The 14,552-nt window shown below is 34.3% G+C and carries 13 protein-coding genes; 3 read left to right on the top strand and 10 right to left on the bottom strand.

What is annotated here, in order from left to right; translation table 11 throughout:
* Positions 1-31: 31 nt before the first annotated feature.
* The 7 genes from JOE23_RS04895 to JOE23_RS04865 all read right to left on the bottom strand — a co-directional run bounded on the left by JOE23_RS04895 (position 32) and on the right by JOE23_RS04865 (position 8,016).
* A complete protein-coding gene (locus JOE23_RS04895) occupies positions 32-631 on the bottom strand; it encodes a TetR/AcrR family transcriptional regulator (protein WP_204436174.1) in 600 nt (199 codons plus the stop codon).
* Positions 632-790: 159 nt separating this feature from the next.
* Positions 791-1,714, bottom strand: coding sequence for an AraC family transcriptional regulator (locus JOE23_RS04890; protein ID WP_204436173.1), 924 nt, complete (start codon positions 1,712-1,714; stop codon positions 791-793).
* A 430-nt stretch (positions 1,715-2,144) separates the two neighbouring features.
* The gene (locus JOE23_RS04885; RefSeq protein WP_204436172.1) at positions 2,145-3,197 is read right to left on the bottom strand and encodes a serine hydrolase domain-containing protein; all 1,053 of its coding nucleotides are present in this window, start codon (positions 3,195-3,197) and stop codon (positions 2,145-2,147) included.
* A gap of 897 nt (positions 3,198-4,094) precedes the next feature.
* Complete coding sequence (locus JOE23_RS04880; protein WP_204436171.1) at positions 4,095-5,075, bottom strand: MerR family transcriptional regulator; 981 nt, start codon at positions 5,073-5,075, stop codon at positions 4,095-4,097.
* Positions 5,076-5,295: 220 nt separating this feature from the next.
* Positions 5,296-6,348, bottom strand: a complete 1,053-nt coding sequence (locus JOE23_RS04875) for an amidohydrolase family protein (RefSeq protein WP_204436170.1) — start codon at positions 6,346-6,348, stop codon at positions 5,296-5,298.
* Positions 6,341-7,405 carry an alpha/beta hydrolase family protein gene (locus tag JOE23_RS04870; protein WP_204436169.1) on the bottom strand — a complete coding sequence of 355 codons (1,065 nt, stop codon included), beginning with the start codon at positions 7,403-7,405 and terminating at the stop codon, positions 6,341-6,343. The genes JOE23_RS04875 and JOE23_RS04870 overlap by 8 nt, the downstream gene beginning before the upstream one ends.
* On the bottom strand, positions 7,402-8,016 hold the full coding sequence (locus JOE23_RS04865) for a TetR/AcrR family transcriptional regulator (protein WP_204436168.1): 615 nt from the start codon (positions 8,014-8,016) through the stop codon (positions 7,402-7,404). Before JOE23_RS04865 ends, JOE23_RS04870 begins: the two co-directional genes overlap by 4 nt.
* A 735-nt stretch (positions 8,017-8,751) precedes the next feature.
* On the opposite strand from JOE23_RS04865, the gene JOE23_RS04860 reads away from it, so the two are divergent.
* On the top strand, positions 8,752-9,075 hold the full coding sequence (locus JOE23_RS04860) for an ArsR/SmtB family transcription factor (protein WP_204436167.1): 324 nt from the start codon (positions 8,752-8,754) through the stop codon (positions 9,073-9,075).
* A 94-nt stretch (positions 9,076-9,169) separates the two neighbouring features.
* A complete protein-coding gene (locus JOE23_RS04855) occupies positions 9,170-11,107 on the top strand; it encodes a heavy metal translocating P-type ATPase (RefSeq protein ID WP_204436166.1) in 1,938 nt (645 codons plus the stop codon).
* 387 nt (positions 11,108-11,494) lie between these two features.
* On the opposite strand, the gene JOE23_RS04850 is transcribed toward JOE23_RS04855, so the two are convergent.
* From JOE23_RS04850 to JOE23_RS04840, 3 genes are all read right to left on the bottom strand, one after another.
* Entirely contained in the window at positions 11,495-12,250 is a 756-nt protein-coding gene (locus tag JOE23_RS04850) for a MerR family transcriptional regulator (protein ID WP_204436165.1), read from the bottom strand.
* Between the two features lie 237 nt (positions 12,251-12,487).
* Positions 12,488-13,099 carry a methyl-accepting chemotaxis protein gene (locus tag JOE23_RS04845; protein ID WP_420827531.1) on the bottom strand — a complete coding sequence of 204 codons (612 nt, stop codon included), beginning with the start codon at positions 13,097-13,099 and terminating at the stop codon, positions 12,488-12,490.
* A 65-nt stretch (positions 13,100-13,164) separates the two neighbouring features.
* Positions 13,165-14,175 (bottom strand): HAMP domain-containing protein, encoded by a 1,011-nt coding sequence (locus JOE23_RS04840; protein ID WP_204436163.1) that lies wholly within the window; start codon positions 14,173-14,175, stop codon positions 13,165-13,167.
* 197 nt (positions 14,176-14,372) lie between these two features.
* Here JOE23_RS04840 and JOE23_RS04835 point away from each other — a divergent pair, with 197 nt between their 5' ends.
* A complete protein-coding gene (locus tag JOE23_RS04835; RefSeq protein ID WP_239585263.1) occupies positions 14,373-14,516 on the top strand; it encodes a transposase in 144 nt (47 codons plus the stop codon).
* Positions 14,517-14,552: the final 36 nt, after the last annotated feature.

Raw genomic sequence — 14,552 nt, 5'->3', positions numbered from 1 at the left:
TTGTCGATGCATAGATGTTGGGATTTACGATTCACTCTATTTCTTGTGTTAATAATTGATACATCTGCTTTAAGTTCGATAAAATTTCTGCTCTTAACTCTTTTTTTTGTTTTTCCTTTGCACGACCACTGAGCCATTGGCATATTTCACCATGCATATAACTGTGTAGCATATTAGCGATTCTCGATACATCTATATCAGTAAGATGCTCACCACTTGCTTTAGACAAAAGCTCCTCAAAACCCGCGGTCGGTTTGGTTAAAATCATGGCGATTTCTTCAGGTGGCTCGCCATCAATGGACTCAAGCCATACGAGTCGATACCAACCAGGATGGTCAAGAGAAAAGCTGATAATGGTATCAAGCGCAATAAAGAAGCGTTCTTGATCATTTTTCCCTAAGGCGACCCTTGCTTCTACATCATCAATCATATTGCTCAATATTTGACCCAAAGCCGTCCAAATAATTTCACTGAAATTATTAAAGTAGTTATAAATATTGGTATGGGCACACCCCATTGCCTTAGCAATTCCCCTTAAGTTCACATCTTTAATACTTTGATTCTCTTCAACTTTAACTAACAAAGTGTTTACAATACGGTCTTTACTTATCTTTTTCTTATCAACTGCCAATTCTCCACCACCTCATTACCACTGGTCATATAATAGCAAAAAAATAATGTCCTGTCATTAACTTTTTTAAAAGAAAGCTTGTTTTACAGAGCTGTTCGTTAAGATCGCTCTTGTTAATCAAAAAAGACCACTCTAGTGGCCTTTTGAATATAGGTCATGTCATGGTGTATCTTTGATTGAAACTGGAACAATCCATATTTCCATGTAGGCTGCTGACGATGTTGTCTGATAATATTTCTCTACTGAAAATGGCTGTATTGTCAATCCTCGTTTGACCAACCACGTTTCCACAAGATAGTTCATCGCTTTCCCAAGTGCGTTAGTAGACAGCTCGCTGAAATTTTCCGCTTCAAAGCAGCAAACAACATATTCTCCTGCTGTGAGCTCCCATTTAACAAAGGGTTCACACACAAAGGTATTTGACATCATTTCCCCACCTACAAAGTAAGTGAATGTATCAGACATTGCTTCGCCCATCATTGAGACACCCAATTCAATGCCATCAGACAGTAGGTAAGGGATATCATCCTTACAACTGTGAAATGAATCCCATAACTGACCGGCTCTATCAATACCGGTTGTTTCTCCTGCGGGCATTTGTGAAATAGGAATCTTAGTAGAAAGTCCTACATAAGCCTCTGCGCTGTCCAGTTTCCTACGTGTCATTTCCAATACCATACTATCCGTAATTAAGGGCACGTCTTCATCTATCATCGTATAGTCAAGAAACAAGTCTGGTTTAGAAACATGAGTGAGCCGAGAAGGTCTACTACGAAATTCTGCTGGTGTAATCCGATAGGCATCTTTAAACGAGCGGGTAAACGTTTCATGCGATGAAAACCCATAGTCTAAAGCTATATCTACAATTCGCTTATTCTTATCCAATAAAACTTCTGACGCTCTTGCTAGACGACGTAGCTTTACGTATTTATTAACCGGTTTCTTTACCAAGCGTTTAAATAGTCGCTGAAAATAAAACGGTGATAGACCTGTCAAGTTCGCTAACGTTTCAATTTTTATTTCTTCTGAGAGCCTTTCCTCAATATAGTCAACCGTTTTTTGAATTTGTTCCCATGCATGCATCATAAGCACCTCCTTATGAAAAGGATACCATCTGTTTAATCCGCGCGCTTGACCATCAATGCCCTTTTGTGAATTTCGATAAAAAGCTTGGATATTTCTCTAACAGGCAGTCATCTTCGTTGACTAGGGAAAGAAACACTCTGAAATCCCACGCTTTTTGACCACTGCTGCTATATAATACAACCGTAAATCTCTGTTTGTTGATGTCAAGCTATGCGATATGGTTAGCTCACTCATTTATAGAAACTAATAAAAAATGCTCAATTTTATTGAACGCGAATTATAATTAGTATCTACTAAATTATTCTCGCTCTGGCTTTTCTGTCCTGCGTGACCTTATGTGCACCCTATTCTATGGGAGTCTCCTACCTGTATCTATTGACTATTTGAACATAGCCATTCCTGTTGATAAGTCTGCTTTGAGCGTCTACTAAAAAATCCTATTTGCTGCCATAGCAAGTTGAATGGATAATTTAATGGGGAGAGAGGCAGTAGCCATCTGATTAAGATCCCCCACAAAAAATAAATCTTTTATAGGATAATAAAACGCAAAGGAACCTGTTGATCCAGAATGTCCTACTAATTCACCTTTGCCCATATAAAGACTAATCAGCCCACTTAAGGGGATTTGCATATATCCCCCTCCATAATGAATCGGTCCCATAGAAGCCTGGAGTTTATTGTAAGTAGATAGACGTCTAAAAATGCTCTTATTAAACAATTCCCCTCCAAAGAATGCCTTTATAAATATCATTAATTCTTGAGCAGTCGTTATACAACCTCCACTTGCACCGCTACTAATCACAAACTTAGGGCGATGGATAACCTGATTCATGTAATAGACCTTAGGTATTTCATCATATCTATCCTCAGGAAGATATGTACTAACTAACCCAAGTGGTTCAAAAATATACTTTTCATACGCCTGACATAATGTTAAACCACTTTCTTTTTCCACGATTTGACCCAATATATCGAAGTTTATATCTGCATAGTAAGCTTTACCTTTCTTTCTAGGTTCAAAATGAGGTTTTAACTTCTTAACTCTATTCATGGTATCGTTAAAATGAATATGAAAATCCTCTTGTATGATCCTGTTTATTAAGCTGTTTTTCCCTTCTAAGTAAACATCAGGAAGCCCGCTTGTTTGAAACAATAAATCAGAAACTGTTAACTCATAAGAGTATTCTCTCCCCTTATAAACATGAACTCCCTTTAAAATATTTACATCAAGAAATTTTACAATTCTATCTTCCAATGATAATTTATCCTGCTCTAATAATATCAAAATACAAGTGGTAGTAAGTAACTTAGTAATACTAGCCATAAGAAATGGCGAACTTAATTCCTTTTTTCCATATCCTTTCATAAACGAAAACTCTCCACTTGTATTTTCTACCAACAAAATTCCCTCATTGATTTTTTTTGAACTGGTAAACTTATTAAAAATTTTTTGGAATTTCTCAGTTTTATTGATTGTCATAACCACTCCCCCCCCTATGTTTAAATCGTACTCTTACCCTTTTTTTATTACCTTTTTTAAAATTTAATATTAAGGAACTATATCAATAAACTTTTTTACATACATTGCATAAATAACATACAAACAGTAATCCAGTTAAAATTAATATGATGATGCTGACCTGCCCTCCGCCTAAAAGCTTTACTAATCCATAGCTCAAAAAATTTGTAATCATTTAAAGAGAAAGTAAGATGTTTACGTTATTTTTGACTGCCGCTGTAGGATTCATCCAATTTAAATATGGCCTTTCAATACCACTTGGTCTTTTCTTGAAATACCAGTTTTCCTTTTACATTTTGATGCGATAAACCAACCATACTAGCAATCTCTTTAACTGACAAGCAACTATCTTTCCCTTATACTCAATCACTATCCATCCCCCATTATTTTCAAAATAAAGGTCTATCAGTTAAAACCAAAGAAAAAATGGTCATAAAGAGAAAAATCACCTGCTAAAATAAAGGTAATATATTACCTTTATTTTAGCAGGTGAAGACCTAGATGTCAATGTAATGCCTTTTACTGAACGATGTGACTTAAATAACCAATAACTAGGAAGCTACATTAATCTCAGTATCTACGCTAAACTTGACAATCAATTTCTAATCATAGACTGTTACTTTTTCGATAAGCCACATTACCACTTTGCTCATCAAACTCAACTGCTTCACAAAGCTGTTCGTTCAAAAGCCTGCCATTGCGGCAATGCTTTATTAAGCTTGTTTAATATATTGTTTTCGAAGGTGATCGCTCGATTTTTTTAGCAGAAAGCTTCTATAATTTTAGTATCGTTTTCGGATTTGCTCAGTTTAATTCCTCCCTCTAATGATGTTTTTTCATTAGAGTTTGCCAAAGTGCTTAAATATCATCTTTCAGCTTTATAGGAAAATATCTTTGCATTTGTTTATAACCAAGCCCCTTTTCTATGTCTTTATAGGCAATATCTCTTCCATCTTCATATAAATAAGGCATATTGAACATAACCTTGCGATCTTCGTCAAGTTCAAAATTTGTGCTTTCAATCCATCGGCGAACTTTATCTTCCACTTTGTGTATGCTCTCGTTATCTTCATCAATACTGACTGCCATAGCGTATAAGCCTCCCGGAAAATCGAACAGATTAAAAGGTTTTACATCCGCATTGGTAACACCATCTTTAACGGCACATATCCATTCAGCTTTGTCATTTTTAGATAGCAAAAAATCAAAACAATCGAAAATCACATGCTTATACAAATGGCAATGTTGCCACAATTGGTACATATATCCACCATTTTTGAACATATCCTCCCATGATTGTTCGCCCACTGTCACCGCTTTAAATCCCGGTATCCTAACGACCATTATATCAGGGATTTTTTTATCTAATTTTTCCGTTATTTCAATCAAGCGGTTTATATTGGAGGGCTTGCCGATATAGTCAATGCTTATTAATTGAGTTTCAATCTCTTTAGTCTTGTTATACAACTGTTTTATGTCTGAGGTGTCTGAAAAGTTCAATTGTTCGATTTCGCGTATAAAATCTAGCACGATTTTCTTCAGCTCATGTAAAAGCGCAACCTCGTCGTCTATGCTCTGAGCTTTTTTCCCAAGTACTTCTAAGACAACATCAGAACTGGAAGTGTTAAAAACACGTTGAATATCTTTTATACTGATATTCAACTTGCGTAAAATGAGTATTTGCTCAAGTCGCCTAACAGCGTTTTCATCGTACATTCTGTATGCGTAGCCGTCACTTCGGGTGCTGTACAGTAATCCCATATCCTCATAGTAACGCAGTGCACGAGCTGTAATGTCATATTTGCTTGACATATCCTTAATTTTGATTAGGTTGTTCATTTGTTTCAACCTCTTTTCTAAATAATTGGGTATAAACTTAATATAAAGTGTTACCTAAAGGAAGAGTCAAGAGCGTGATGCTATTTCATGTAAAAAAACGTTTCACCAGTCATCATTAAGCGAATAAATCTCATTATAACCATCGCTCATTCACATACCTAAACGAAACAAACATCCAATCGTCTCAAGATTCAAATCAGAGGTTTGCTAGCTTTTAGGACTATAATTTCAATATTCTAAGTGCATTTCTAGAAAAAATATTTTTTAAGTGTTCATCAACTGAGGTCGCCCTAAGTACAGAGACAATTGAAAAGGCATGATTTACAAAGGGATAATCTGTTCCAAATAATATTCTCTCACTTCCAATTTTTTCTATCAGTTTTTTTATATTATTAGAAGGTTGAATGCTGATATCAGTGTATGTATTTGGAAATCTCTTCATTAATTCTATTAATTCATCGATTTCGAAACATCCTCCGTGAGCTAATATAAATGTAGCATTAGGAACTGTTCTCAAAACCTTATAGAATTGTTTTATCCTTTGTGTACCCAATTCAACCTTCTGCTTTTTAGTTAAAATAGTTGTAGCTAAAAAATCTTCAGGCACCCCAAAGCCGCTACAGGATAGTATGGGCATATTTGTTTCTTCTAATGTTTTTATTAAATCAATACTTTCACTGCTGTCGACATTAAAACCACAAACATGGGGGTTAATTTTCCACCCCTTAATATCTAGTCCTAAGTAGTTATCTATTTTCCCTTGTACATCACTGTCTAGTGGATGAATCGATCCAAATGTCATGATTGACTCATCAGCACTTACTATGTTTTCCATTTCAATACTAGAATTATTATTCGGTGGATTTATTTGCATAACTACACTCTTATCAATTCCATTTAATTTCATATCCCTTAAAAGTCTGTTTACCGAAGCATTCCTAAGTATAAATCCGCCAACTTGTAGCTTGTATTTTGTTTTAATGCCATCAATACTCTTAATACTTGAAGGGTATCTTGTGAATGTAGTTTGGTTTATATCAAATAATTTTAAGCAAAAAGGATAACAGCTTTTATCAAAAAATGAAGCTCTCATATCCTCAATTTCCCTTCGAAGAAATTTAGGAAACAAGTTTTGTAGGCCTTTAAATAAATGACAGTGAAAATCTATAATTTCATAGCCTTTCACATAGTCATCTTTAATCTTAAAATCTCCAAAGTCTGTTAATTCAAGTTCAGGACAATCCAACAAAATATCTTCCTTCGTTTTATACATTTTTATCCCCTCCCCCCCTCATCTCTTCACTATTAAGAATACGAATAAACGCTTCTTTTACTTTTCTTAACTCAAATAATAATCCAATATGACCTGCACTATAGTTAATATTATGTTTGCTTTTAAAAAATTCTCTTAATTCTTGGACCCTTTTAAATCTAATTAACTTATCATATTTACCACCTATTGATATTACTTTTTCTGAAGGAATAACTGAAGTATAATCTAATAATTCTATAGGTCTATACAGCTCTTCAAAATCGATTCCATTTTTAATCCATCTCTTTCTTTTCTCATTAAGACCCGCACATACCGTTAAGTAATTCAAAGTTTCTGGCAAACGGGCTCCCGCTTGCCCCATGCAGTATAAGTCTGCTCTGTTATCGCATGTACCTAAAAAACTAATCATAAGTCCTCCCAAACTAAATCCTGCAACAATAATTTTTTCATAGTTTTCCTTTGCATAGGATATAACCTGAGACACATCATGAACCCCTTGTCTAAAGCCTTCTATCGTTACAATAGGATACGAATCAAAAATGTAGGCACCTGAATAGGGTTGATGCTTGGGACTTCTTCTCATATGATAAGGTAAATGTACAGCCAATACTTCTATATCTAGATTTTCTAATATTAGAGAATTAAACAAATAGCTTATTTCGTTATCGTAATTCCTCTCAGAGAAACCATGAAGATAAATAATACATGTTTTAGCTCTGCTATTGTTATTTTTTCTACTAATTCTTTCAAAATATATATAATTATTCTCAGGTAAGGATTCATATGTACTTTTAAATTCATCTATAGGCTTATATTTGGACCCCATGCTATATATACTAATTTCAAGATTTGATTTTTCATTTAACTCAATTAATTTAGGCGAACTATAAGACTCACATTTACTAAATACTTTTACTCTAAAATACATTGATTTTATCTTGTTAGCATCTAATTCTCTACAGTTATGAAATTTTACTGTATTTTCTTTTTTCCTGTTTATATATTTTAAAAAAGTCACCCCTAAATTCTCTATTGTATTAGATAATAACCTGTTCATTTTAGCCCCCCCTGTGTTTCTGTATAATCACAAATTCTATCTATTAGAAATTCTATAACTACTGGATATCTCTCTTCTCCTATCTCTTCTTTATGAAACCATAAGTATACTAATGAACGTAGCGACTCAATAACCATATTTATATCCGTATCTTTTATTAAACCTTTTTCTATCCAATATTTACTAATATCCACTATAGGATTTAATGACTTTTCACGTTCTTTTATCATCTCTGCTTCTGTCATCTGATTAGTTATAAAACTATACTCACCTTTAACTAGTATGGTTTTCATTATTGGATTAGCCTGTAATTCTTCAATTATTGTATAATAGAACCCCCTAAGAGCATTTTTAGGTTCGTCTTTGTAATCCATCAATTTATTATAAATTTTATTACGTATTTCAATCCTCTCATTCTCAAGTATTATAAAAAACAACTCTTCCTTTGAGTTAAAAAACTTATAAAACATCCCCGTCGATATCCCTGTTTCCTCCGCTAAGTCTCTTATTCCAAACTTGTTATATCCATATTTGATGAACAGCTCTTTTCCTTTTATTATTAGTTGATTCTTTATAATCTCAACTTCTTTTTGAGTAAAACCTTTTGGCATCTATTCATCCCTCCTATGTAATAAATATTAAAACTGCTAAACACACGAACACATATGAACTATTTGTTCATATGTTCATATAATTGTTGTTATTATATATGCTTTTTATTGGCAAAGTCAATAGTTTTATGCACATTTAAAAAAGTATCTGCAAAAGATACTCTAGACAAGGGACGTTTCATCTGTTTGTTGCTTTGAAACTTATCTTCTTCCTCGAGGAACATTAAGGTTAGTTCTTGAAAACTACACGAACGCGTTCATCCTTCTCTGCTATATCTAATATTAAATCAAACATCTGTTTTCATTTCGCAATGAAATACACCTCTCTATTCTTTTATATCCTTAGTTTCATTTAATTTATTTTCTATAAAGTCATAAACATTGACAATCTCTTTTTCATAATTATTATGTATTTCAAAATACTCAACACCGTTCTCTTTGCATTTCTCTCTTAACGCTTCATGCTCAATTATAAATTGAGTTATAAACCGCTACGTGAATACAAAGAAAAAAAGGTAGCGAGGTATAACTACGTAAACAACCGGGGTGTATAATGGTTTAGGATTGTATTTTTAAATTGACTTTCATAATACGTATAATGTTGGGATTGTCCAAAATAGGAGGACATATGATATACTGAATTAGTAAAACTCAAGAAATCTTTCTTACCACTTAAAACTCATTATGTATTGATAGTACATTATTAATTAAGATAAGCGAAAGGATATTATATACATGAAAGAAAATAATAAAGAGAACCTGCATTTTCAAGAATTAGATAATGGTACACTTGAACTTGTTTCTCAAACGTTTAAAGCATTAAGTGACCCAACACGAATTCGTATTATATATTTACTGTCACAAGAAGAATGTGCTGTAAATGAAATTGTTGAGTCATTGAATCTTAAACAATCAACAGTTTCTCAACAATTGCGTTATTTGAAAAATTTGAGATTGGTTAAAAACAGACGTGAGGGAACTACATTATACTATTCTGTAGATGACCAGCACGTTCTTGACTTGCTAAATGAATCCATCGAACATTCTCTACACTGCTAGAACACATGTCCATTCGAAAAAGAATGGATTTTTTATTGCTCTTTATATTTGTATATGATAATATAATCATATAATAAAATAGGAGGGATTTTATATGTCTAAAACACATGAACATCATGATCATAGCCATAGTCATAGTCATGAGCACAATCATGGAAAAAAGCCTATTGTGTTGTATTTTATTGGTTTAACTTTAGCGATTATTGCTTTGTTTTTAAATGAAACTTACGAAATCTTACAGAATATACTGTTTTCCGTTGCTACTCTTACCGCTGGGTATCACGTGGTTATCCTTGAGGGAATTGGAGAAACATTAGAAAATACAAGAGCATGTAAGAGGTTTACACCCAACTCTCATATTTTAATGGGGTTGGCTGCACTAGGTGCTTCTCTTATCGGAGAATTCTGGGAAGGTACACTATTAATTTTAATTTTCTCAGGCGCTCATTTTCTGGAAGAGTATGCAGAAGGAAGATCTAAAAGAGAGATTACTAAGTTAGTTGAATTAAACCCAACAACAGCGCGCCTGATTACTTCAAATGGAAATATCGAAACAGTTAATGTAGACCAACTTAAAATTGGAGATCATATTCAAGTAAGAAACGGCGACCAAGTGCCAATTGATGGTGTAATATTATCTGGTGAGACATCCATTGATGAGTCATCAATTAATGGGGAAAGTATTCCTAAAGAAAAGACAAAAGGAGATCCAGTCTTCGGAAGTACAATAAATGGAACAGGTACGTTCACAATGGAGGTCACAAAAGAGAACGACGATACTGTCTTTTCAAAAATTTTGCAATTGGTGGATCAAAACCAGAATAACCAGACAAAAGTTGGCAGCCTTATTAAAAAGTTTGAGCCGAAGTATGTGACATTCGTGTTGATCGCCATTGTCTCATTTATAGTGTTGGCTCCTCTATTATTTAATTGGACATGGGAACAAAGCATTTATAGAGGATTAGTTTTGTTAGTTGCCGCCGCTCCTTGTGCTCTAGCGGCGGCTACCGTATCTGTTACTTTATCAGCAACGTCCAATCTTGCTAAAAAAGGGGTACTGTCAAAAGGAAGCTCCTATTTGTCTCAATTAGCCAATATTGAAGCCATCTCTTTTGATAAAACGGGAACATTAACAAAAGGAAAACCAGAAGTCACCAATGTGCATTTTTCTGACGCTGTAAATGAAGAAGAACTGATAGATATCATTGTTGCTTTAGAAAAAGAATCCAACCATCCACTTGCAGATGCAATTTTAAGAAAATTTGAGACTAAAAATAAATTAGATATTCAAGTTACGAATCAAATTGGGAAAGGGCTAGAAGGAAAATATAATGGTCATTGTTACCGAATTGGAAAGCCGACCTCTTTTAAAAGTGTTTCCGATGCGTTTTCCAACTTAAACAATCACTGGGAGATAGAAGGGAAAACGGTTGTCTATCTAGCAAAAGACGAAGAAGTGATTGGATTGATTGGGTTAATGGATGTACCGAATGAACAAGCCAAAGCAACAATAGACTATTTTAAACAAAAGGGAATCCACACAACATTAATTACTGGCGATTCTGAGAAGACCGGGCAAGCTGTGGCCAAAAAACTTGGAATCAATGAAGTTATTGCCAATGTAATGCCAGAAGATAAATCGAATACTATAAACGAACAAAAAAAACGACATGGTGTTACTGCAATGGTAGGAGATGGAATAAACGACGCACCTGCATTAGTAAATGCAGATGTAGGGATTGCTATGGGAGATGGAACCGACGTAGCTGTTGATGTATCTGATTTAATACTGATGCAAAATGATTTATCTAAATTGGTGCAATCACATAGAATGTCTCAGAGAATGAACCGTGTGATCTGGCAAAACATCATCTTCTCTATGGCAGTCGTTGTCTTTTTAGTTATTGTAACTTTCTTAGGGTTAACTGATATTTCCATTAGTGTCATTATTCATGAAGGAAGTACATTAGTCGTTATATTAAATGGACTTCAACTATTACGATCAATTGATCCACAAAAATTGAATGCCTAGTAAAAAATTGAAGTGTTCCTGTTTTCCTCTCGAATTAACAAAACAGAAACACTTCTTTGCTATGATTAACAAAAAGTGAAGATGATGACATGATTCAACGCCTTATTATAGGCAGAAACTGCTCCCTTCACTCTGGCAGTTATAATAGGAAAAGACGCCAGTGAATTTCAATCTTTACCAATGTCAAACATTTTTTCAACTCTTTTACGAGATGACTACTTAAATAGCCGGTTGCTCCCGCTACTAATACTTTCATCTCTTTTCACCTCTTCGGCATTTACAGCTACCGTCTATCGACTTATATTCAACTGGTCATCAGTAATCTAATGACCAGTTGAAATACATGTGGTTGAACCCGCGAACAATATCAAACTTTCAACATAAAGGTTATTGACAATAAACCGTCATAGCATCTCGTAAAAATTCGGCAGATCCTTCAGCAACTTCCTCATAATATGCCTTGAAACGAGGGTCCTCAACATAAAGTTGAGTCAATCCGAGATGGGCCTCTTTCGAATAATGCTTCCAATAATAGCTTAACCATTCTTTATGCAAAGCGCATACCTTCTGTGCTAATTCACTACTCGGATCGCCTTGTTCTACTGCTTTTTTCAAATGATCATTTATTTGACGAGACAGACTTTGAGCTTCTTCATATTGATCAGGGGTCATCCCCATCAGCTTTTCACGGCTAGCATCTACAGTCGCATCGCCATAGTTTTCACGAATTTCCTTACCATATTTCTTTTCATTTTCATCTATCATGTTCTGTTTAAAACCTTCAAATTTTTCTTCGTCACTCATTGTTAACTCTCCTTTTGATGCCATAATTGTTTTTTCGACATTGTCGATCAATAAATCAATTTGTTCCCTTTTTGATCTTAGTTTTGAGAGATGACTCTGCAGAGCTTCTAAACGATCATAGTTTTCTGATTCTATCATTTGTTTAATAGCTGCAAGTGGCATATCCATTTCACGATAAAACAAAATCTGCTGAAGTAAGTCGACTTCCTTTTGACCATATACCCGATAACCGTTACGCTTCTTACGCTTCGGTGATAATAGATCAATTTCATCATAATAACGTAAAGTGCGTGAACTAACGCCAGCGAGCTTTCCCAACTGGTTAATCGTATATTCCATCTTCAACTCCCCTAACTAATTTTATTGGCCAATAAATGATCATAGCTATAATATAAACGATGACGTAACGTGAAGGTCAACAGTTTCTTGAAAATAATTTCTTTCACTGATTTTTTAGTCAGAATAAAGTATAGATAGAAGAATGAAACAAGTGAGTCGAAAAGGGGTTATATAATAAAAGACGTTGATGAGTAAAAAAACTCATCAACGTCAAATATTAGCTGTGTTTCGGGTTTCCTATAGTTTAAATTCACGGATAATATCGTTTAAGCCTTCTGATAGTTTTGCCAATTCATCGGAACTGTTAACAACTTCCTCCATAGAGACACTGGTTTGTTGTGATGACGCAGATACCTGTTCCACTCCAGCTGCAGACTCCTGAGAAATAGCCGCAATCTTCTGGATTTTGGTATTCATTTCTTCACTACTCTCTAGTATGGTTAACAAGTTTGAAGATACGGTGTCTATGCGGCCTACCATGTCTGTTACCGAATAACTTATTTCGTTAAATTTGTCATTTGTTTTTGTCATCTCTGTGGTCCCTTGTTCAACTTGTTTATATCCAGACTGTAGTGTATCGGTAACCACACTTGATTCCGACTGAATTGTTGTAACAATCTCTGTAATGTCAGAAGCAGATACAGTCACTTGTTCAGCAAGTTTTCTAACTTCATCTGCTACAACTGCAAATCCTTTTCCGTGTTCTCCTGCCCGAGCAGCTTCAATAGCTGCATTTAAGGCTAGTAAATTTGTCTGCTCTGCAATGTCATTAATGACTTTAGTCAATTTATTAATTTCCCGTGTCTGTGAATCTAGCCCTTGAACCTTAAGTACAGATTCATTCACCATTTGATCTATTATTTGCATTTGATTCATTGAAGTTGACATTAAGTTTTTACCTTCATTTGTCATGTTTAAAACCTTTTTGAGGATAAAGAAATATGTTCTCCATTTTCATTTGCCACTTTTATATTATGAGCGAACGCATTCATAACTGCTGATAAATCACTAGCATTAGAAGCTTGTGATTCTGATCCAGAAGCTAATTCTTGCATGGTTGTTGCAATCTGAGTTGTACTCGTTTGAACTTCATTAGCAGTTTGAGCAAGTTCTTCACTTTGTCCTGACAAATTTTCAGAGCTATTTGCTACTCTTCCTATAATCCCCTTTAATTTCTGTTGCATCTTATTTAATGAACCACCTAGTTGCCCAACTTCATCCTTCGATTTTATATCTAGTTGCTTTCCATTTAAAACGCCCGATGCTATTTCATTACTCAGTGCTTGACTTGCTTTTATTGGTCCAGAGATTTGTCTACCTATGAAAAACGCAATGAAAATGCTGAAAATAATTGAGACTACAGGAATTAAAATTGTAAATAATTGAGACTGCGAAAGTTGGTTGTCTTCTCGCTCCTCAGCTAATAAGGCATCTCTCTGAGCAATTTCCACAATGTCATCAATTGAAGATTCAATGGACCTTTCAGCTTCTTCTATAATTGTACTGTCAATTTCTATAGCAAGATCAATATTACCTGCTTCTAATGCAGGAACAAGTTCATTAAAGAAAGCTTCATCAATTTGATGAGTACTCTGTTGTAGGTTCTCAAAAAGGGCTATTTGATCCTCTGTTTCCATGTACAATTCTAGTTCATCTAAGCGTGTACTCTGTTCATTGACAGCACTCTCATAATCGTTTATATGTTCATTATCTGATGAAACAATATAATCTAATAATATAACATTTTTTTCTAACGTTATCGCCCTTAACTCCATAGATATAAATTGTTCCCTAGAAGCATCTCTTCCTTCTTCATTAGCTTCTTTAATATTACTTTGAAAAAATCCGATTATTAACATTCCAATTGAAAACAACAAGATAACTGATAAAAAGCCTATGGATAGTTTGGTCTGTATCTTTTTCATGTGATCATTCCTTGGTGGTATGACTTTTGAATCTTGTAATATGGACCGATTAATCGATATCAGTCCAATGCGTTTTCCCTATGCTTATGTATGATGATAAACGAAGCATAGCTCTTCATAATGTAGTGCATTGTTGTTTTTTGTCGAATAATATTAATCATATGGTCAAATTAACGCCTTGTAAAGGATAAATGAAAATGTATAATGTCATTATTGCGGGAATCAACAATGAGATTAAAGCGCTTAATCATGTTGCCTATGGCTTTCGTAATTTCAATTTCAGAAACTATAAATACCAAATTTTACTTCATTTTAAGTTAAGATCTGTTGAATCGAAATGAGCAAAAAAACGACTCCAAAACAAACAACATTCAAGT

The sequence above is a fragment of the Amphibacillus cookii genome (assembly GCF_016908375.1).
Classification (GTDB): domain Bacteria; phylum Bacillota; class Bacilli; order Bacillales; family Amphibacillaceae; genus Amphibacillus_C; species Amphibacillus_C cookii.
Note: the sequence above shows the minus strand (reverse complement) of the source record. Positions and strands in the feature narration are given on the sequence as shown.